Here is an 18,094-nt window from a genome sequence, read left to right on the forward strand (position 1 = left end):
AATTTCCAGCTTGCCAGTGGAGCGCCCGGAAGGGCCCGATCCCTACTTGAGAACGAGGCCCAATGGAGTTGTGTCGCACGACGAGAACTTTCATCATCGCCGCATGAGTGACATGACCCGCGACGAGATCAAGCTATATCTGGATGCCGCACGCGCCGAGGCGAAAGCCTCGGCGGCGGATGTGGCCAAGAGCCAGGCGGAACTTCGCGCCGATCTCAAAGCCGGCATGGCCGCGGTTTCCGTTGATGTCGCAAACCTGAAGAGCGACTTCCACGCGACGTTCTCCGCCCACACCAAGTGGATCGCCGCCATGGGCTTCGGTGTCGTGGCCGCCGTCGCTGCGATCAACGGCATGTTCAAGCCTGAGCCTTCGCCCGCGCCACTGCCGGCTCCCACTCCCTATGTGATCTATGCGCAGCCCGCTGCACCCGTGATGGTGGCAGCACCGCCAGCGGCGCCCTTGTCATCGCCCTCATCCAAGGGCCACCGGTAAGGCATCCAAGGGCGTCGTTTGTCGGAGGGTTCTTGGGATCGGTGGGGTCGACGCGGATACCTGCTGTCGCCAGCGACGCCGTCGAGTGTCAAAGACATCAATAGTCAAATCCGGCAATTTCGCCAATTCCCCCACCACCGTCACCTTATCCTCGCCGATTGGGTTCGAAGTATCTGGCAAGATGGCCGGAACACCATGGGCAACGTCAAAGGGGTTGACGCGTGAAAGGAAGCGGGGAGCACTGGAAGGCCTGGGGTCAACATATTGCCGTCATCGGCGCATACGCCGCTTGTTACCGGCTCGCCTATCAATTGAGCATGTCCCATTGGGAACTGACGGTCGGCCTCCGACTGTGCTGCCTCCTGATCGTGCCGGTGCGTTTGTGGCCCGCCCTCGCCTTCGGCGAACTCCTGCCTGTCATTGAAAACGCTTTCCTGTCCATGGACGAGTTCGGTCCGGTATGGGCATTGGCTGCATCCGTACCGCAAATCGTGGTGTGCATGGCGTGCATGTTGCCCTTGCGCCAGCGGTGGGCATTGTGGGGCCCAGACGGCCGAATCCGGATGCCCTACCTTGTCTCCGCAGCACTCTGCTGTGCGCTGATGAGCGCCCTGCGGGACTCGACCACCTTGTGGATCGCCCTGGCGTCTGTGTCGAAAGACTGGGGTCCTGGAGTGTCTGTCTCGATCGGCTTTTCCGCCTATCTACTGGGCGGCTATCTCGGGGCACTCACCCTCGCGCCTGCCCTGTTCGCCATTCGGGAAGAAGTCAGGAAGACCCACTCTTTGACCGCCGTGTTGCGCAGCACCCTGTTCAGGGATACCTGCGCATGGGTCGTCCCCGTCCTCGTCATTCTTGCGTGGCAAGCGACCCTTCATGCCGGATATGTGCAGCAAGCCGCCCGGCTCGCGATGGTGCTGCCGGTGATCGGGATGGCGTTCCGGCATGGATGGCATGGGGCGGCCCTCGCCGGCATGGGTGCCAGCATCGCGATGGCCCTCACCAGCACGGTCATGCGTGACCCTATGCTGATTGAATGCCAGGTCGCCCTAGCCTTCGTCCTGTCGGCAGCGCTCCTGATGGGCGGCAAGACGCAGCCTGCCGCCCAAATGGTGTCCACTGCGACGCTGTCGCCGTAGGTCTTTAAAGGGCCCTGAGCCTTCAGGCACGACCCTTGTTGCACTCGATCGGATCTTTGCATTTGACCATCAGCGCCTGCGGAACCCCGGCGTGCGATTGAGACGCAACGGCAGGTTTGGCAGTGCGCAGGTCGCTTGCGGTGGCGAAGCCACAGGTGAGCGAAAGAACCAGAGCGGACAGCAGTGCGGTGCGGATATACGTGGTCATTGTCGATCTCCATGATGGGTTGGGTTGCCAGCACGCGTTCGGACGCGATGCTGGCCCCTTCATGGTGCCTGTATGCGCAGGCAGTCTGCTAATCGACGGGAGCGCCTTTCGTCCGGGGCCTCCTTAGCTGGACCTGAGCCCGCCTTCTGGCCGCTCTGCTCGTTGGGACAGCCTCATGGGGGTTGAGCCCGAGACGGGACACTACTCAAAGCTGGGGAAACGTCGCACCATCACCGTCACTCCGCGACTGTCCAGTCTGAAGGCGACCTCTTCCCGGGAGAATTGCCCCTCGATCAAGAGATTCAGCACCTTTTCTGTGTCGTGAATAACCAACTGCCCTTTTTCAAAACTGAAGTGCATACCTTGCCAGTGCAGATGCGTATCGTCTTCCGGCTTACCCACCATCGCCATACCCCCTGTGGAACGTTGTTGTTGGAAAACTTACCGCTCGAATGCGCTCACATGTCACCGAGGCAACGAGGAGATTTATACGCGATCCCCGGGTGCGGGGCTTTGTTAACTGGAGGCTAAAAAGCCAACGCGATGACAAAGCCGAGGCCCACGTCGCACACGCTCGGCACTCAACAAAAACAAAGGCCCCGCATCGCTGCGGGGCCTTGTTCTTTACTGGCGGAGAGGGTGGGATTCGAACCCCCGGTTGGCTTTCACCAACGCCTGATTTCGAGTCAGGTACATTCGAGCACTCTGCCGCCTACGGCGGGGATCCAGACTAGCGTCAGACTGCCACAGCACATCAGGCGGCAGCGCCAGGACGTTTCACAGGCTCCACTGACAACCGAAACCCTAGTGCGCCAAAAACCCTGTTCATCGTCTCGAACTTAGGTTGTGCGCCAGGTCGAAGAGCCTTGTACAGACTTTCACGACCGAGACCAGCATCCTTTGCTACCTGAGCCATCCCACGTGCTTTCGCAACATGACCCACAGCACGAAGCATTTCGTCTGTGTCGCCATCTTCGAGGACTTGGCGCACGTACTCGGCAACCGCCTCATCACTATCAAGGATTGCGGATAGGTCGAACGGTAGGAGTTGGGTACTCATTCTCAAATTCTCCGGTGAAGATCCTACAATTTCAAGCCCGCATTTTGTCGGTGAACACAGGCGACGACCTGCGCGGATGGCGGGGCGCGTGTTGCAATTGCTGGGGTGCTGGAGTGCTGGAGTGCAGGATAGCGGCCGAGACGTCGGGCAGCCGTGCAGTCCCACGCAGTCCCTGGTTTAGCCGATTTGCAACGGCGTCGAGCGCACCGGTGACAAGCCGGTCGTTGGCATCGTTGTTGTTGAAGGTCCCAAACCATGCCTTGTACTGCGCTGAATTGATGGAGCCTGTGGCGTTGGCATCAACATACGGTGGCAAGCCCATTTCGTAGTGAGGCGGAATTGGCCATGTAGGAATAGCCGTAAAGAACCGCTTTATCCAGTGCGGCGAGCTTCTGTGGGCCAGTCACTGGCGGATTCGACACGGCGGCAATGGCTTGCCGGGCATGCAGCACGGCCGCACTGGGGGTCTTGGGTATCGAGACCATGACCGTGTTGCTGCGAATTTCCTGTCGGGGCAGCACGCGCAGGTCTGACGGCAAATCGAGCCCGCGTCCGTCGACGGGTCCAAGACCGACCGTCATGCGAAAGGTCACGGCATAGGTTTTGCCTGGCACGAGCACAAAATCGGGGTCGAGGTCGTATGTTGCAGACTCCGACTGGCCGGGGTTGAGGGTCATGAAGTTTTCGACGGGATGACCAATAAGATGAACAGAGTAGCCACGGTAATCCGCTTGAACATGGTCGGGCGTCGAATCGTCTTCAACATCGAACTGCACGAGCGACGCGTGGACACCATCGAGCAACTGCAACGGCGTTGTAAACCGTTCGAAGGCTACGGGCTTGTCACCCGTGTTGGCGAGGGTGAACACAAGCTTCGTCGGATTTCCCGAATCACTTGGCACCAGGGTTGCCTGCAATCGGCCCTCAGCATGGGCGGACGTCATGGCGCCGAGAACAAGGCCTGTCCAGGCCAGAAACTTCAACATCGTGTCATCTCCATTAAGCCGCTCTTCTGAGCAGCGTCCATTGATTCAATCGAAATGGGGCCGACAGTGCGGTGTTACACGCATTGGAAATTACACGTGGTGGCGTGCGACCCACGCATGAACCCGCATGAAGGTTTTTTCGGTACAGCCCAAATTTGACCCTGTGAATGACTGAAGCATAAGGGCGCCGCGCGCGCCGTCTGTCAGAATCCGGCGACACAGAATCGGCATGGACGTCCGTGTCTGCCAGACATCGTCCCAGTCAACCACGCCCCCTCTCTCTGTGAGCCAGTCATCACCCACCAAGTAGTGTCTCGGCTATCCTCCGGATTTCCCCCATTTGGAGTTGGCGATGACATGGACTTTCCGACTGGCACTGGCCGCCCTAGTGATGGCAACGGCCCCTGCTTTCGCCTCGCCCCCACCCAAGGCGATTCCTACGGCGCCACCCGAGGTAACTGCTTCCGGACCAGCCGGCACTACCTTGCTGTCGTTTGCATCGAGCGGCGAGGAGTCCAATGCGGACGCGGTGGCGGTGTTCGAGACTGCTCCCGACAAGGACGATGTCCGCCACCGCACGCTGGTGATGTTTGGCAGGAAAGACGGGAAGTTCGTGCCGGATTTTTCCAGCGACAAGCTCATCGCCTGCTCGAAATGCAGCCAGTTCCACGATGACCCGTTTGATGGCGATTACGTCAAGGTGTCGCCGGGGCATGTGCACATCGAGCAGATGGACAGCGGGGAGAAGTCGTCAACCACAGTTTTGGACCTGGTCCGCCAGTCCGGCAAGTGGCATGTCGCGAATGCAGTCCGGTCATCAGTGGTGGCGGGACGCGGACCGGAAAAAACAGAGAAGCTGGCGTTGCCCGCATCAGGTCTTGCTGCGGACATGGACGCGAAATGGACGGTCCCTGTCTTCCTCAACACCCTTGTGGTCAACCACAAGTCAGGCAAGTTCATGTTCATGCATGGCAATCCCACGCCCGACTCGGTCTGGGAAAAGCTGCAGGGTGACTGCAACAAGCAAGACTGCACCGTGCTGGTCCAGCAACAAGACGGCTGCATCTCCCTCGTGAGGGACTCAACCGCCCGCTCCTTTGGCGGTGCCGGCGCGGACTCCAGGGACGAAAAGCAGGCCGTGACCCGTGCCATGACCGCCTGCAACGCAGATGGAGGCCAGGCGTGCAAGGAAATTCGCACCGATTGCAGCAAGGGCATCTGACGGCCTAAGGGCCTTTATCAAGGGATAAAATATGGACGTTGTGTCGGGAAAAAAAGTTACCCGCCTTGTGGCAAGCCAGGGCATGACCCGCGTTTTTTGAGATGGAGGACAACACGTGGGTGACGGCACAGGACGGGACGGTGTCCTGGCGGAACAACAATCCGGGCAATCTCAAGTTCGAGTTTGAAGGAAGTGCGGACAAGACGGTCCACAGCACGCGCTCGAAAGAAAAGGCCCTGGAGCAAGCGCAGTCCCGGTATGGCGGTGTGGTGGACGTCATGCAGGCTGTCCAGACACCGCTGGCACAAAGCAGCCAGGACGCGGCAGTCGATGTGCAAAACAACACCCAGCAGGCGCAGGTCCAATCCGCCAAGCGGTCTCGGTTACTGGCAGCTCTTGTCGGACGCCATCAACAACGAGACGGTCGAACCCCGGGACCGCTTTTTTTACGCCATGCTCAGGCCGCTTGGTATTGAGAAAGGGCAGCCGTTCAAACCCGATACCCGCCAGCAAAAGATTCTGTCTGATGCAGCCGCCATGGGATTTCGCATGAGCCAGGTGTTGAGCATGGCGCCCAGAAACGACAAGGCAAAGACTTACCCCGGCACGCAGTGGGACTGGGTCCTGACGCTCGACCCCAGCCAGGAAGCGGCCGATTACAGCCAGCTCGATGAGCGCACGGATTACACGTTTGAAGCCATCACCGTTGCTGCCGGCATGGTCAAGAAGATTCCGGGCGCCGGCTCCCAATACATGACTACGGCGAAAGACAAAACCGGCGAGTGGCTCGATGGCGGCAAGAGCTACAGGCTGCATGTGCCAGCCAACGCCCCGGTCAAGGATTTCTGGGCAGTGACGGTCTACGACAACATGACCCGGTCGATGATTCAAACCGACACGGGCAAGGCGGGCGTCGATTCCAAACAGGCGAACCTGCAGAAAAACAGCGACGGGACGGTGGATGTCTATTTCGGACCGACCGCGCCGGTTGGGCACGAGAGCAACTGGATTAAAACGGCTTCGGGCAAAGGATGGTTTGCATACTTCCGGTGGTACGGGCCAACGCAGGCATTTTTTTGACCAGTCGTGGAAGTTGCCCGACATCGAACTCGCCACCCCTGCCCACTGAGCCCCGCCTTTTTGCAGCCGTATCCGAAGGCCGTCGTCGGCCGGAAAAAGCCCCCTTGCCGGCTGATGGCGGCCCTTGCTTCACCGGCACGGTGCCGGCCCCACAATGGCCCATTGCCGGGGGCCAGCCAATGCAGAACGAAGAAGCCATTCTGGAAGTCGCAGGCCTTCTCGTCGACGGTGTGGCCGTCAGTGAAGCCCTGCTTGCGGGCGACGTTGTTGAAGCGCGATTCCGTGCGCGGCTGGTTGCAGACGGTGCGCGCCTACACGGCATGCCCCGGGTCGAAGCCAGGGCGTTCGAAGTGGTCCGGCTTCTGGGCGAAGGGCACCGTCCTCCCCTGCCCGGTTATGCGGAGGCAATCGTCAAGTTGTCGTAAGAACTCGACCGGTAAACGCGTCCGGCCCGCTTCGGTCGCGAGCGGGCGGTCCGCTACTTAACCGGCTTCGCCTCGGGGAAGCTCCACCGTCCCTCCAGAAGCTCTTTGCGCGCTCGATAGAGCCTGACGGCGTAATTCCATCCGGCGGCGGTGGGCAAACAGTTCAGCGTCGCCTTGGCGCAACCGCCGAACTGAATCGTGTACGAGCCATCCGGATTCGGCTTGGCCGTCAGGCTGTTCAGTGAGTATGCGTTCAGGTCATTCTTTTCAAAGAAGCCCTTGGCGTTGTAAACGCTTATCGACCAGAAGCCATCCACAGGCACGTCCTTGACCATAAGCTTGTAGACCGTCTTCCCGTCATTGAGCTTCGGAGTAACGATTAGGTACTTGGCTGCATAGACGGGGTTGCCGCCCCATCCCACGGCGGCGCCGACCGTGAAGTCAAGTGGAGAAACCTGTTCCTTGGTCCCGAAACTCCGATCAGGCGAAGCACCCAATTCACTGAGCTTGCTCAGTGCCTCACGAACTTTGTCTCTGGATGCGCTATCCCAGTTGGGAATTTCGAATAAACCTTTCGCTGCTTGGTGAACTACGACGGCGTCCTGGGCCTTGTGTGCAGCATTCATATCGGAAGGGTTGTCCGGGTTTGCAAGGGTACGGACAATGGTGAACACATAGCGTGTGCCTACCTTGGCCTTGTCGAGGGTGACGGTTGCTGGTGCATAGTCGACCTCGAGTGTGTACTGGTCCTCAGATAGCACCTGAAGAGACATGAAGCGCTTGCCGATGTCAGGCAATTTGATTGTCACCGGTCCCGCATCCAAGTCGAACACTCCGGCCGAATACAACGTATCGCGATTCATGCGGACCACTTTTTGATCATCGACGAAAGGCGCGTTCCGTTCATGCGTAATTTTTCCGAACGAACCCTGCGACACGTACTTGGCAAAATACATATCGGTTTCGGCTCGAACAAAGTTATCCGGCGTAACGATGATCGATTTTTCTTGGGCGTGCGCGGTAGCCCCTATGGTCAACGCACTAACTATCGCCAAGGCGAGAATACGGTGCATGATGACGCTCTCCGACAGCCGTGAATTGTCCAGAGCGTGACCAAACGTGGTTGCCGAATCGACCGTATTTCTATGGGACGAGCTTACGTACAACTACTAGATGATTTCTGGGCCGCGATCGAATTCGAAGGTGGCGGTGGACGTTGCGGCTAATGCAGGGCAGTGCAGCCTGTGCGCAGACCCCACCCGGCGAGGTCGCCTAGTAGCGCGTTACCCACAAAAGTCTTCATGTTGTGACCTGTTGCCGTCCCTGCCGTTGAAGGCTTGGCGGAACTATTCACCTATCCTACGACCGGCGCTAACGCGCACCGGAAACGCCGCCATTCCTTCGTCACCAATTGCCCGTGCGCGGCGGTGCTGCGCACGGTGCAAGCTGCCCTCGGGCAGCGCCTCCACGGTGGCGTGCGCGGGCCTTGTGGCCACAGGGGCTTAGGCCAGGCGCGGGAGGGTGGCACGCGCCGCACAAGGGCGTGCGGATGCCGCGCGCGCTTGGCCCAGAAAAAGCTTACACAACGCTTACACAGCGGAAACAGGGCCTTGCACCACGCAAGAAAAAAGGGCCACGCATTGCTGCGTAGCCCTTTGATTTCACTGGCGGAGAGGGTGGGATTCGAACCCACGGTTGGCTTTCACCAACGCCTGATTTCGAGTCAGGTACATTCGACCACTCTGCCACCTCTCCGTGAACGGTCGACGGCAGGGCTTTCGCTCTGCCGGGCCCGCAATGATAGTGGGTCCGTCCTGCCGTGACAACAGACTTTTGATGCGGCATCCTGCTGGAGTATTCCGGCGCCGTGGCGCCCTTCCCCAGCTCCAAAGGCACCCATGATCGAGTTCGGACACGGCACGCATACCGGCCTCCGCCGCACGCGTAACGAGGACACCTATTACGCCGACGCCGGGCTCGGGTTGTTCCTGGTCGTGGACGGCATGGGCGGCCATAAGCACGGCGAGGTGGCCTCGGCCACGGCGCGCGACGGCGTAGTGGCCCAGGTCACGGCCGGCCAGTCCCTGGTGGACGCCATCCAGCGGGTCAACGAGGCGCTCATCGCCCGCTCCAGCGGCCTTTCCGAATCCCGCCCCATGGGCACGACGATCGCCGCCGTGCGCCTGGTCGGTCGCTCCTACGAGGCAGCCTGGGTCGGCGACAGTCGCATCTATATCTGGGACGGCGAGCTGAAGCGCCTTTCTCACGACCATTCCATTGTGGAAGCCCTTGTCGAGGCGGGCGAGCTGACCGAGGCGCAGGCCCGGACGCACCCGCAGCGCAGCGTTCTCACGCAGGCCCTGGGGATCACCTCGCCGGATCAACTGCACATCGGCCTGGCCAAGGGCGAGCTGCCCTACGGTGCGCGCCTGCTGTTGTGCACCGATGGCCTCACGGATGAAGTGGACGACGCTCGCATCGGCGCCATCGTCTCGCGCACGGACATCGCGGCGCAGGAAGGCGTGGACCACCTCCTGCTCGAAGCCCTTTCGGGCAGCGCACGCGACAACATCACGGCGATCCTGCTTCGCGCAGCCGCCTAGTGAACCGTTTCCGACATTTCCATCTTGCGCCAGATGCTCTGCCCGCCCGCTGATTTGTCCAGCGCTTCGAGCCGCTTCGCGTGCCGTGCGAGCTCTTCCGGATCGGCATGACGAACGAGCGGACGACGCTTGATCACGATGTCCTGCAGCACACTGGTACGGCTGCGCTCATCGTTCGCATCGAAGGCGAATTCGAGACCGCCCTGCCCCGTGGTCATGGCGATATAGACATCCGCCAGCAGCTGCGCATCGAGCAGGCCGCCGTGGAGGTCGCGCTTGGTGTTATCCACACCGAGGCGCTTGCATAGCGCATCGAGGCTGTTGCGCTGGCCCGGGTACATCTGGCGCGCCATGAGCAGCGTATCGAGCACGGTCGCGTGGTCGGCAATCTGCCCGTACTGCGCCCCTGCCCGCTTCAGCTCGGCATTCAGGAAGCCGACGTCGAACGCCGCGTTATGAATGATCAGCTCGGCGCCGCGGATGAACTCGAGGAACTCATCCACCTTCTCGATGAAAAGCGGCTTGTCGACGAGGTGTTCGTCCTTGATACCCGTGACCTTGCTCGCCTCTTCGTCGATGGCGCGCTGCGGGTTGAGGTAGGTGTGAAAATGATTGCCGGTGGGCCGACGGCCGATCATCTCGACCGCACCGATTTCCACGAGGCGGTGACCGAGGTGTGCTTCGAGGCCGGTGGTTTCGGTATCGAGAACGATCTGCCTCATGCCACGGTCCCCTTCGATTTATAGATGATGGCCTGGTCACGTGCGGCGACGTCGACACGCTCGTTCTCGACATGGCCGGCATGACCCTTCACCCATTCCCAGGTGACGGTGTGCGCGGCCGCGGCTTCGTCGAGACGGATCCAGAGATCCTGGTTTTTCACCGGTTTCTTGTCGGCGGTCTTCCAACCGTTACGGCGCCACTTGGGCACCCACTCCTGCACACCCTGCATGACGTACTTGGAATCGGTCATCAGGTGCACGTGGCAACGACGGGTCAGCGCTTCGAGCGCCGAGATCGCACCCATCATTTCCATGCGGTTGTTGGTGGTGTCGGGTTCGCCGCCGGCGAGCATCTTCTCGATGCCCTTGGCCCTGAGCAGAGCCGCCCAGCCGCCGGGGCCCGGATTGCCCAGGCAGGCGCCATCGGTGAAAACTTCTACGGTGTCGGTGGTGATTTCGGTCAAGGAATGGACTCACGTGCGTTGCGACGGGCGCCAGAAGCGAGCGTGCCGGGCATAGGAGCCTCGACCGCCGCTGTGCGGGGGCGCAAGGGTACCGCTGCCGGACGCTTTTTGCGCGCTATAAGCATGTATCCGCCTCCGACCATGGATTCGCCCACGGGCGAACCGCCGGCGCGAGGCCAGGCACTGCCCAGTCGGCGCGGCATGGAGAGCTCGAAATCGTCGCGGACCAGCCGCTGGCTCCACCACCACGGCCAGGTCAGGCGCGGACGGGTGCCACGGGCCTGCCGGGCCACCCAGGGCGACCACAGGCCGACCGGGTGGATACCCGTGATGGCGAGCATGCCGCCGGGGGCGAGCACCCGGATCGCTTCGTCGAGGAGATTGTCCTGGCGCGCCGTGGTTTCCAGGGCGTGCCGAAGCAGGACCACCCCAAAGGCGTCGTCGGTGAACGGCAGGGCCTCCAGGCCGCTCGCACGAACATCGCCGCCCAGCACCGGCCCGGCAACCCGCACGGTCGCCCAGTGGCCCAGCAGGGGCAAGGCGGGCGGATCCGCCAGCAGGGAGGCCGTGAGGTGCAGCCCGTGCTCCCCGGTACAGCGGGTCAGCAGTGGCGAAAGCACGCGGGCCTCGTCGGCCAGCAGCTTGCCGATCTGCGGCGTCGCATAGATGTCGGGGGCCAGGGTGGGCATGTGTGACCAGTGTAGTGATCTTGAATGGGGCCCGCACGGGTTAACAAGGTTCTAACGAGTGGGATATACCCGGCTGATATAGTCCGGCCGCCCCGCCCAACTGGCTCACGGAGTTCGGCCCGATGCATTGGGTTCCCGTCGCGGCTCTGAGCGACAACTACATCTGGCTGGTCGCCGATGACGAAGGCAACGCTTTCGTCGTGGATCCCGGTGAAGCCGCCCCTGTCCAGGCTGCGCTCGACGAGCGCGGCTGGCGGCTGAAGGCGATCCTGCTCACCCACCACCATAACGACCACATCGGTGGCGTCTCGGACCTCGTCCGCGACCACGACGTGGAGGTGTATGCCACGGCGGATCCGCGTATCCAGCCGAAGAACCATTTCGTGGAAGACGGCGACGTCATCACCCTCGAGTCGCCCCACGCGACCTTCCGGGTCATCGCCGTCCCGGGCCACACCAGCTCGCACATCGCCTACTTCGGCGAAGGCTTCCTGTTCTGCGGCGACACGCTTTTCAGTGTCGGCTGCGGCCGCCTGTTCGAAGGCACGCCCGAGCAGATGCTGGCCTCGCTGGAACGCTTTGCCGACCTGCCGCCGGAGACCCTGGTCTGCTGCGCGCATGAATACACCGCGGCCAATATCCGATTCGCGCTCAGCGTGGATCCGGACAACGGCCCCCTGCGCCTCCGTCGTGACGAGGTGGCGCGCCTGCGCGAGGAAGGCCGGCCATCCGTGCCCAGCAGCCTCGCGGATGAGTTCGCCACCAACCCCTTCCTGCGCGTGGACAGCGATGCTATTCGTCGCTGGGTCGAGGCCCAGGGCAAGGATTCCGCCACGCGGACGGAGCGCTTCGCCGCGCTACGTCGGGCCAAGGACACATTCACCGCATGATGGCTCTTACCCGACGCATCCTTCCCGCACTCATTCCCCTCGTGCTCACCGCGTGCGCCGCGGCACCTCAGCGGCCTGTGCCTGTGTCCGTCGCCCCGGCACCCACCGCGATGCCGGTGGAAGACGTGTCGATGTCACCGAAGTTGATGCGCCCCGCCGCGCCGGCGGACTTCTGGTCGGGCATGCGTGACAGCTTCGCCATGCCCGGCTGCGAAGCCGGCCCCGAAGTGGTCGCCTGGGCGCGTACGTATACAAAGATGCCGAACCGCTTCGAGCAGCAGGTCAACGAGGTGCTGCCGCTGATCGTCTACGCACACAAGTCGGCGATGCAGCACAGCGTGGCGGGTGAATTCGCGCTGCTGCCCTGGGTGGAGAGTCAGTACCGTCATGTGCCGGGTGCGAAGAATCGTCCGGCAGGCATGTGGCAGATCATGCCGCAGACGGCCCAAACGCTTGGCCTGCGCGTGCAGAAGAATTACGACGAGCGCCTCGACATCACCAAGTCCACCGAGTCGGTGATGTCCATGATGCGCCGCTACTACGACGATCTTGGCGACTGGCGCCTGGTTGACGTGGCTTACAACGCGGGCGAGTTCGGCCTGAAGAAAACCATCGACAAACACGGTGGTCCGTCGGCGGAAGAAGGCCTGCCTGATGTGCCCATGAAGGCCGGCACCAGGGAGCATCTGGTGAAGCTCATGGCTATCGCCTGCATCGTGCGCGATCCGGGCCGCTTCAATGTGCAACTGCCGCGCCAGGATGGCGAAGACGCGCTGCAGGTCGTGCAGGTGTCAAACCCACAATCGCTCGCGCAGGCCGCCAAACAGTCGGGCCTGTCGATGAACGACCTGCGTGACTTCAATCCGGCCTATCGCACCACGCAGGGCACGGTGTCATCGTCGCTGCTGCTGCCAAAGACCGCCGCCGACCAATACAACCTCGGGCCGGTTGCCGCCGTCGTTGAATCGCCCTCCTCGTCCATCGATAACGATGCCGTTGCCGATGCGCCTGTCGCGAAGAACGGCAAGAACGCCAAGGGTAAGAAGCTTTCCAAGGCGGAACTGGCCAAGGCAGAGAAGGCTTCGAAGTCCAGCAAGGCCGTCGCGATCGTCTACAAGGTCAACAACGGCGAGTCGCTCTGGACGATCGCACGCCGCCACCAGGTGAGCGTCGAGCAATTGATGAAGTGGAACGACCTGCAGACGCAGGCTGTGAAACCGGGTCAGGTATTGCGTCTTACCGCGTCACGCTGAACCCATGGGCTTCCTGCATCGCAAGCGAGCTCTCATCGTTGGCATCGCCAGCCGGCGCAGCATCGCCTGGGGGATTGCCGAAGCCATGCATCGTGAAGGCGCGGAACTAGCCTTCACCTATCAGAACGAGCGCCTGAAGGATCGCGTCGACGAAGCCGCCGCGGAATTCGGCTCCAACCTCGTGCTCGAATGCGATGTCGGCATCGATGCGCACATCGACCGCGTGTTCACCGAACTCGGGCAGCACTGGGACGGCCTCGACGTCCTCGTACACTCGGTAGGATTCGCGCCGCGCGAAGCGCTACAGGGCGAGTTCCTCGACAACCTCACGCGCGAAAACTTCGCCGTGGCACACGACATTTCCAGTTACAGTCTTGCCGCCCTGGCGAAGGCGGCGCGCCCCTTGATGAGTGGCCGCGGCGGAGCGATCCTCACGCTGAGTTATCTCGGTGCCGAGCGCGCGTTGCCGAACTACAACGTCATGGGCCTGGCGAAGGCCAGCCTCGAAGCGAACGTCCGTTACCTCGCCTATAACCTCGGGCCGCAAGGTACGCGCGTGAATGCGATTTCCGCAGGACCGATCAAGACCCTTGCGGCGTCCGGCGTCGGCAACTTCCGTCGCATCCTCGAGCAGGTCGACAACGTCGCGCCTTTGCGGCGTGGCGTGACGCAGGAGGAAGTCGGCAACGTTGCCGCCTTCCTGTGTTCGGATCTGGCGTCGGGCATAACCGGCGAGGTCACCTACGTCGACGCCGGCTTCAACATCGTCGGGTTGATGAACTAGCGACACCCCGCCCCTGCCCGGCAGGTTGTCGCTTACATCTCGACGACGTTCCACCGCACGTCCGGATTCACGTCGGCTGCGTAGTCGACATCCTTGCGGTCGAAACCGAACAGCTTGATGAAGTCGTGCTTGTAACCGGCATAGTCGGTGTCGGTCCACAGGTTTTCCGTGGTGACGGTCGGCCACAAAGCCTTGCACTCGTTCTGCACGTCGTCACGCAGCTCCCAGTCGTCGAGACGCAGGCGGCCTTCGGCATCGGTCTCCGGCACCTTGCCGTCCGCACGGTAGAGACGCTCGTGGAACAGGCGGTTGATCTGCTCGATCGTGCCTTCGTGGATGCCCTTCGCCTTCATGATCTTGAAGACCATGGAAACGTAGAGCGGAATCACGGGAATGGCCGAACTGGCCTGGGTGACGACGGATTTCATGACGCCGACATAGGCGCGCAGCCCCTTGTACTTCGTACCGAGTTCTTTCGCCGTGCGATCCAGGTGCTGCTTCGCCTTGCCCAGCGTGCCGTCCCAGTAGATGGGCCAGGTGATCGACGTGCCGACATAGCTGTAAGCAACCGTCGTGGCGTTATCGGCGAGCACGCCGGCTTCGGTCAGCGCCTCGATCCACAGTGCCCAGTCTTCGCCGCCCATGACGGTCACCGTGTCCTGGATTTCCTGTTCCGTCGCCGGGTCGACCGACGCCTGGATCACGGCATCCTTGTTCGTATCGACCGAGGAGGCGGTGAACGTCTCACCGATGGTCTTCAGCGCGGAACGCACCACTTCGCCCGTCTTCGGCAGCTTGCGCACGGGCGAGGCGAGCGAATAGACGACGAGGTCGATCTTGCCGCCCATGTCGGCCTTAATGATCTCGATGGCCTTTGCGCGGGTCTCGTCGGAGAACGCATCGCCATTGATGGAACGGCTGTACAGCCCGGCCTGCGTCGCGAGCTTGTCGAAAGCAGCAGAGTTGTACCAGCCAGCCGTACCCGTCTTGGTCTCGCTCGACGGCTTTTCGAAGAACACACCCAGGGTCGCCGCACCCTGGCCGAAAGCGGCCGTGATGCGTGACGCAAGGCCGTAGCCTGTGGACGCACCAATCACCAGAACGCGCTTAGGGCCATCGGCGAATGCGCCGCTGGCCTTGGTAATGGCGATCTGCTCTTCCACATTCTTCTCGCAGCCGACCGGATGGGCGGTGGTGCAGATGAAGCCACGAACCTTCGGGGTAATGATCACGGGTTGTCCCTTTGACGCAGTAAGGCGCCCATTGTAATCGCGCCGGCACACCATGCGCTTCCGCACGGACGGCAGGCAAAAAAAGGCCCCTCAGCGAGGGGCCCTTCGACGAAGCGCTGGACGCTTCCCAGGCTTACATGCGGTCCTGGGCGATCTTGATATCGCCGCGGGCCTTGAGGGCCTCGACGTATTCGATCGTCGCGGCCTTGGCCATCGCGTCGGTCATCTGGCCACGCAGGCCATCGCGGTCGGTCTTGGCGATCTTGGAAAGATCACCGTCCGTGACCTTGTCGACAGCGACAACGGCATAGGTGCCGCCGCCGGTCTGCACGACCGACCAGCTGGGCTTGCCGTCGACCGGATGCGGCAGCGTGAAGGCGCGCTGCAGGATGGGCTGCGGTACGTCCTTCGTCGCGGCGAGCTTGCTGCGTTCGAGACCGGGAACCGTGTGCACCGGCGCCTGGGCGAGCGCAGCGATATCGCCACCCTTGGCCAGCTGCGCGACGAGCTCGTCAGCCTTCTTCTTCGCCGCCGCGTCGACACGCTCGTCGAGGATGCGCTGACGAATCAGGTCACGCACGTCGGCCAGGTTCTTCGGCGTGGCGACGGCATGCTTGGACAGGTGCATGACGATGGCGTCGCCCTTGTCGACCTGCACCAGCGAGGAGTTGTTGCCCTGGTTGAGTACGTCATCCGCAAAAGCGGCGGCGACGAACTTCGGATCGGCGGTCAGGCCTTCACCGCCCTGGCGACCGAACATCGGAGTGGTGCGAATCTCGACACCGAGTTCCTTCGCGGCAGCGTCGAGCGAACCCGGGTTGCGCTCGGCAAGGTCGGCCAGCTGGCCGGCGCGCTCGTTGTAGAGGCGCTCGCCCTCGCCCTTCGCCCAGTCCGCGGCAAGCTGCGCGCGCACATCGGCGAACGGCTTGGCGTCGCCCTCGCGGGCATCGCGCAACCAGATGATGTGGTAGCCCTCTTCCGGCGAAAGCACCGGCTCCTTCGTGATCTCACCCTTCTTCATGCCGAAGAGCGCGGTATCGAAGGCAGCGTTAGCGACACCCTTTTCCAGCCAGCCGAGATCGCCGCCGCTGCGCTTGGAACCGAGATCTTCCGAGTTCTCGGCGGCGAGCTTGGCGAAGTTCTCCGGGGTGGCTTCGGCGGCGATCTTCTTCGCCTTCTCGAGCGCAGCCTTCTGCTGGTCGGGCGTGGCGTTCTTGGGCACGTCGATGAGGATATGCGAGACCTGACGCTGCTCCGGCTGCGCATAACGCTGCTTGAACTTGTCGTAGAACTCGTGAAGCTGGGCGTCGGTCGGCTCACCGAGCTTGAGATCGGCCTGCTTCACTTCGAGATACTGCACCGAGACCTGCTCGGGCGTGGTGTAGTCGGCTACATGCGACTTGTAGAACGCGTCGATGTCCGCATCGGCCACCGTGGCGTCCGTCAGGGACGGGCGCGGCAGCTCCACGAAGCGCAGGTCGCGCTGCTGGAGTTGGAGGCGGAAGAACCCATCTACATCGGCGTCGCTGACCAGGGTGGTCGTGTAGATCGCCTGCGGAATGATCTGGTTGCCGAGGTCCGCGCGGACCTTGGACTCGTACATGGCGGGGCTCATGCCCTGCATGGAAAGAATGGCCTTGTAGGCGTCGGCGCTGAACTGCCCGTTCACGGCAAAGCCGGGATCGGCACCGATGGTTTCGCGCACGCTGGCGTCGGAAACCTGGAGGCCGAGATCGGTATTGGCCTTGTCCAACAGCACCTTCGCGATCATGCCGTCGAGCACCTGCTGCTTGAGCTCGGGTTTCTCGAGATCGGCAACGGTAAACGGGGCATTCGGATTCTGCGCGATCTGCTGACGCAGCTCGTTCATCCTGTTTTGCCAGTCTTGCTGCGAGATCTCGTGGTCGCCCACTTTCGCCACGTACGTATCGACCCGCGATACGAAGTACGACTCGATGCCGAAGAAGGCAACGGCGAACACCGAAACGCCTAGGACGATGGCCGCGGGCCAACCGTGGATCTTGTTACGCAGGGCTTGCAGCATGATGCGACTCGCACAGGTGGCGTCGGCAAATCCTTACCGACGGTAGATAAAACAAAGGCGCCACACGGGCGCCTTTGCAGATTGGCGGAGTGGACGGGACTCGAACCCGCGACCTCCGGCGTGACAGGCCAGCATTCTAACCGACTGAACTACCACTCCACTTACCGTTGGTGGGTGCTGAGGGGATCGAACCCCCGACCAGCGCCGTGTAAAGGCGACGCTCTACCGCTGAGCTAAGCACCCCGGTAAGACTACTTAGTTTACGTGATCCTTGAGCGCCTTGCCAGCCGTGAAGGCCGGAACCTTGGACGCCGGGATCTTGATCTCTTCGTTCGTGCGCGGGTTACGGCCCGTGCGAGCAGCGCGGCTGCGCAGCTTGAAGGTGCCGAAGCCGACGAGGGCGACGTCTTCACCCTTCTTGAGGGTGTCCTTTACGGCTTCGATCAGGCCTTCGAGCGCCTTGCCGGCGTCAGCCTTCGACAGTTCAGCCTTTTCAGCAATGGCGGCGATCAGGTCGGTTTTATTCATTACGTAACTCCCTTTCAAAGGTAATTCGAATCGCCAGAAGGCGATCCTGTACGAGAAGACGGTAGATCTTCGAACGCAAGCTTTCGGCATCGTTCGACGACCCGCGATACGTGGCGCCCTTGCGGCGCGGACGATTGCGGAGCCGCCTTTATACCAGTGCCCTCCCCCCATCGCAATACGAGCAATACCAACGCTTTCAGCGCGTATGCATCCTTCACGGAGGCTTGCGCGGGGAGAGAAAAACGATTATCGCGAACCAACAATGACAGGAC

General features: G+C 61.8%; 21 protein-coding genes and 3 tRNA genes. 10 read left to right on the plus strand and 14 right to left on the minus strand.

Translation table 11 applies throughout. The annotated features are described in order from the left end of the window. Positions 1-103 precede the first annotated feature (103 nt). Positions 104-493 (plus strand): hypothetical protein, encoded by a 390-nt coding sequence (locus HB634_RS08730; RefSeq protein WP_213948312.1) that lies wholly within the window; start codon positions 104-106, stop codon positions 491-493. Between the two features lie 221 nt (positions 494-714). After that, a complete protein-coding gene (locus tag HB634_RS08735) occupies positions 715-1,632 on the plus strand; it encodes an MASE1 domain-containing protein (RefSeq protein ID WP_213948313.1) in 918 nt (305 codons plus the stop codon). A gap of 22 nt (positions 1,633-1,654) precedes the next feature. Here HB634_RS08735 and HB634_RS08740 read toward each other — a convergent pair whose 3' ends face one another. The 4 genes from HB634_RS08740 to HB634_RS08755 all read right to left on the minus strand — a co-directional run bounded on the left by HB634_RS08740 (position 1,655) and on the right by HB634_RS08755 (position 3,886). Beyond that, positions 1,655-1,840 (minus strand): hypothetical protein, encoded by a 186-nt coding sequence (locus HB634_RS08740; RefSeq protein WP_063572195.1) that lies wholly within the window; start codon positions 1,838-1,840, stop codon positions 1,655-1,657. Positions 1,841-2,041: 201 nt separating this feature from the next. After that, positions 2,042-2,245 carry a hypothetical protein gene (locus tag HB634_RS08745; protein ID WP_213948314.1) on the minus strand — a complete coding sequence of 68 codons (204 nt, stop codon included), beginning with the start codon at positions 2,243-2,245 and terminating at the stop codon, positions 2,042-2,044. A 349-nt stretch (positions 2,246-2,594) separates the two neighbouring features. Continuing rightward, positions 2,595-2,900, minus strand: coding sequence for an addiction module antidote protein (locus HB634_RS08750; protein WP_213948315.1), 306 nt, complete (start codon positions 2,898-2,900; stop codon positions 2,595-2,597). A gap of 299 nt (positions 2,901-3,199) precedes the next feature. Next, the gene (locus HB634_RS08755) at positions 3,200-3,886 is read right to left on the minus strand and encodes a hypothetical protein (RefSeq protein ID WP_213948316.1); all 687 of its coding nucleotides are present in this window, start codon (positions 3,884-3,886) and stop codon (positions 3,200-3,202) included. Positions 3,887-4,238: 352 nt separating this feature from the next. Between HB634_RS08755 and HB634_RS08760 the strand changes: the two genes are divergently transcribed. From HB634_RS08760 to HB634_RS08775, 4 genes are all read left to right on the plus strand, one after another. Further along, the gene (locus HB634_RS08760; RefSeq protein WP_213948317.1) at positions 4,239-5,108 is read left to right on the plus strand and encodes a DUF4189 domain-containing protein; all 870 of its coding nucleotides are present in this window, start codon (positions 4,239-4,241) and stop codon (positions 5,106-5,108) included. A gap of 119 nt (positions 5,109-5,227) precedes the next feature. Then, positions 5,228-5,584 carry a hypothetical protein gene (locus tag HB634_RS08765; RefSeq protein ID WP_213948318.1) on the plus strand — a complete coding sequence of 119 codons (357 nt, stop codon included), beginning with the start codon at positions 5,228-5,230 and terminating at the stop codon, positions 5,582-5,584. Continuing rightward, positions 5,505-6,188 (plus strand): DUF1214 domain-containing protein, encoded by a 684-nt coding sequence (locus tag HB634_RS08770; protein ID WP_213948319.1) that lies wholly within the window; start codon positions 5,505-5,507, stop codon positions 6,186-6,188. The genes HB634_RS08765 and HB634_RS08770 overlap by 80 nt, the downstream gene beginning before the upstream one ends. 179 nt (positions 6,189-6,367) lie before the next feature. Next, positions 6,368-6,613, plus strand: coding sequence for a hypothetical protein (locus HB634_RS08775; RefSeq protein WP_213948320.1), 246 nt, complete (start codon positions 6,368-6,370; stop codon positions 6,611-6,613). Between the two features lie 53 nt (positions 6,614-6,666). Here HB634_RS08775 and HB634_RS08780 read toward each other — a convergent pair whose 3' ends face one another. Both HB634_RS08780 and HB634_RS08785 read right to left on the minus strand, forming a co-directional pair. Further along, on the minus strand, positions 6,667-7,686 hold the full coding sequence (locus HB634_RS08780) for a DUF1254 domain-containing protein (protein ID WP_213948321.1): 1,020 nt from the start codon (positions 7,684-7,686) through the stop codon (positions 6,667-6,669). A 592-nt stretch (positions 7,687-8,278) separates the two neighbouring features. Beyond that, positions 8,279-8,368, minus strand: a tRNA-Ser gene (locus tag HB634_RS08785). A 143-nt stretch (positions 8,369-8,511) separates the two neighbouring features. Between HB634_RS08785 and HB634_RS08790 the strand changes: the two genes are divergently transcribed. Continuing rightward, a complete protein-coding gene (locus HB634_RS08790; protein ID WP_213948322.1) occupies positions 8,512-9,216 on the plus strand; it encodes a protein phosphatase 2C domain-containing protein in 705 nt (234 codons plus the stop codon). Here the strand turns inward: HB634_RS08790 and dnaQ are convergent. Genes dnaQ through HB634_RS08805 form a run of 3 tightly spaced genes read right to left on the minus strand, consistent with a single transcriptional unit; the run spans position 9,213 to position 11,091 of the window. After that, a complete protein-coding gene (gene dnaQ / locus HB634_RS08795; RefSeq protein ID WP_213948323.1) occupies positions 9,213-9,938 on the minus strand; it encodes a DNA polymerase III subunit epsilon in 726 nt (241 codons plus the stop codon). The two genes, HB634_RS08790 and dnaQ, sit on opposite strands and share 4 nt — an antisense overlap. After that, positions 9,935-10,402, minus strand: a complete 468-nt coding sequence (gene rnhA, locus HB634_RS08800) for a ribonuclease HI (RefSeq protein WP_218625445.1) — start codon at positions 10,400-10,402, stop codon at positions 9,935-9,937. The genes dnaQ and rnhA overlap by 4 nt, the downstream gene beginning before the upstream one ends. Then, positions 10,399-11,091: a methyltransferase domain-containing protein gene (locus HB634_RS08805; RefSeq protein WP_063573569.1), complete on the minus strand. Its 693-nt coding sequence runs from the start codon at positions 11,089-11,091 to the stop codon at positions 10,399-10,401. The genes rnhA and HB634_RS08805 overlap by 4 nt, the downstream gene beginning before the upstream one ends. 122 nt (positions 11,092-11,213) lie before the next feature. Here HB634_RS08805 and gloB point away from each other — a divergent pair, with 122 nt between their 5' ends. Genes gloB through HB634_RS08820 form a run of 3 tightly spaced genes read left to right on the plus strand, consistent with a single transcriptional unit; the run spans position 11,214 to position 14,018 of the window. Beyond that, complete coding sequence (gloB, locus tag HB634_RS08810) at positions 11,214-11,981, plus strand: hydroxyacylglutathione hydrolase (protein WP_063573568.1); 768 nt, start codon at positions 11,214-11,216, stop codon at positions 11,979-11,981. Next, positions 11,978-13,234, plus strand: a complete 1,257-nt coding sequence (locus HB634_RS08815; RefSeq protein WP_213948324.1) for a transglycosylase SLT domain-containing protein — start codon at positions 11,978-11,980, stop codon at positions 13,232-13,234. Before gloB ends, HB634_RS08815 begins: the two co-directional genes overlap by 4 nt. Positions 13,235-13,238: 4 nt before the next feature. Further along, a complete protein-coding gene (locus tag HB634_RS08820; protein ID WP_213948325.1) occupies positions 13,239-14,018 on the plus strand; it encodes an enoyl-ACP reductase in 780 nt (259 codons plus the stop codon). Between the two features lie 32 nt (positions 14,019-14,050). Here the strand turns inward: HB634_RS08820 and fabV are convergent, their stop codons facing one another. The 5 genes from fabV to HB634_RS08845 all read right to left on the minus strand — a co-directional run bounded on the left by fabV (position 14,051) and on the right by HB634_RS08845 (position 17,822). After that, positions 14,051-15,250, minus strand: a complete 1,200-nt coding sequence (gene fabV / locus HB634_RS08825; protein ID WP_213948326.1) for an enoyl-ACP reductase FabV — start codon at positions 15,248-15,250, stop codon at positions 14,051-14,053. 133 nt (positions 15,251-15,383) lie between these two features. Further along, positions 15,384-17,294: a SurA N-terminal domain-containing protein gene (locus HB634_RS08830; RefSeq protein WP_063572028.1), complete on the minus strand. Its 1,911-nt coding sequence runs from the start codon at positions 17,292-17,294 to the stop codon at positions 15,384-15,386. A gap of 82 nt (positions 17,295-17,376) precedes the next feature. Further along, positions 17,377-17,453 (minus strand) — tRNA-Asp (locus tag HB634_RS08835). 9 nt (positions 17,454-17,462) lie between these two features. Then, positions 17,463-17,537: transfer RNA gene (locus HB634_RS08840), tRNA-Val, on the minus strand. A gap of 12 nt (positions 17,538-17,549) precedes the next feature. After that, positions 17,550-17,822 carry an HU family DNA-binding protein gene (locus tag HB634_RS08845; RefSeq protein ID WP_036112061.1) on the minus strand — a complete coding sequence of 91 codons (273 nt, stop codon included), beginning with the start codon at positions 17,820-17,822 and terminating at the stop codon, positions 17,550-17,552. Between the last annotated feature and the right edge of the window lie 272 nt (positions 17,823-18,094).

It is taken from the genome of Luteibacter sp. dw_328 (genome assembly GCF_018449605.1).
GTDB lineage: Bacteria > Pseudomonadota > Gammaproteobacteria > Xanthomonadales > Rhodanobacteraceae > Luteibacter.

Coding starts and splice junctions, on each gene's coding strand:
- HB634_RS08760 (WP_213948317.1), top strand. CDS start 4,239: ATGACATGGACTTTCCGACTGGCACTGGCCGCCCTAGTGATGGCAACG.
- HB634_RS08755 (WP_213948316.1), bottom strand. CDS start 3,886: ATGTTGAAGTTTCTGGCCTGGACAGGCCTTGTTCTCGGCGCCATGACG.
- HB634_RS08730 (WP_213948312.1), top strand. CDS start 104: ATGAGTGACATGACCCGCGACGAGATCAAGCTATATCTGGATGCCGCA.
- HB634_RS08790 (WP_213948322.1), top strand. CDS start 8,512: ATGATCGAGTTCGGACACGGCACGCATACCGGCCTCCGCCGCACGCGT.
- gloB (WP_063573568.1), top strand. CDS start 11,214: ATGCATTGGGTTCCCGTCGCGGCTCTGAGCGACAACTACATCTGGCTG.
- HB634_RS08750 (WP_213948315.1), bottom strand. CDS start 2,900: ATGAGTACCCAACTCCTACCGTTCGACCTATCCGCAATCCTTGATAGT.
- HB634_RS08740 (WP_063572195.1), bottom strand. CDS start 1,840: ATGACCACGTATATCCGCACCGCACTGCTGTCCGCTCTGGTTCTTTCG.
- HB634_RS08815 (WP_213948324.1), top strand. CDS start 11,978: ATGATGGCTCTTACCCGACGCATCCTTCCCGCACTCATTCCCCTCGTG.
- dnaQ (WP_213948323.1), bottom strand. CDS start 9,938: ATGAGGCAGATCGTTCTCGATACCGAAACCACCGGCCTCGAAGCACAC.
- HB634_RS08805 (WP_063573569.1), bottom strand. CDS start 11,091: ATGCCCACCCTGGCCCCCGACATCTATGCGACGCCGCAGATCGGCAAG.
- HB634_RS08775 (WP_213948320.1), top strand. CDS start 6,368: ATGCAGAACGAAGAAGCCATTCTGGAAGTCGCAGGCCTTCTCGTCGAC.
- HB634_RS08845 (WP_036112061.1), bottom strand. CDS start 17,822: ATGAATAAAACCGACCTGATCGCCGCCATTGCTGAAAAGGCTGAACTG.
- HB634_RS08745 (WP_213948314.1), bottom strand. CDS start 2,245: ATGGTGGGTAAGCCGGAAGACGATACGCATCTGCACTGGCAAGGTATG.
- HB634_RS08780 (WP_213948321.1), bottom strand. CDS start 7,686: ATGCACCGTATTCTCGCCTTGGCGATAGTTAGTGCGTTGACCATAGGG.
- HB634_RS08830 (WP_063572028.1), bottom strand. CDS start 17,294: ATGCTGCAAGCCCTGCGTAACAAGATCCACGGTTGGCCCGCGGCCATC.
- HB634_RS08820 (WP_213948325.1), top strand. CDS start 13,239: ATGGGCTTCCTGCATCGCAAGCGAGCTCTCATCGTTGGCATCGCCAGC.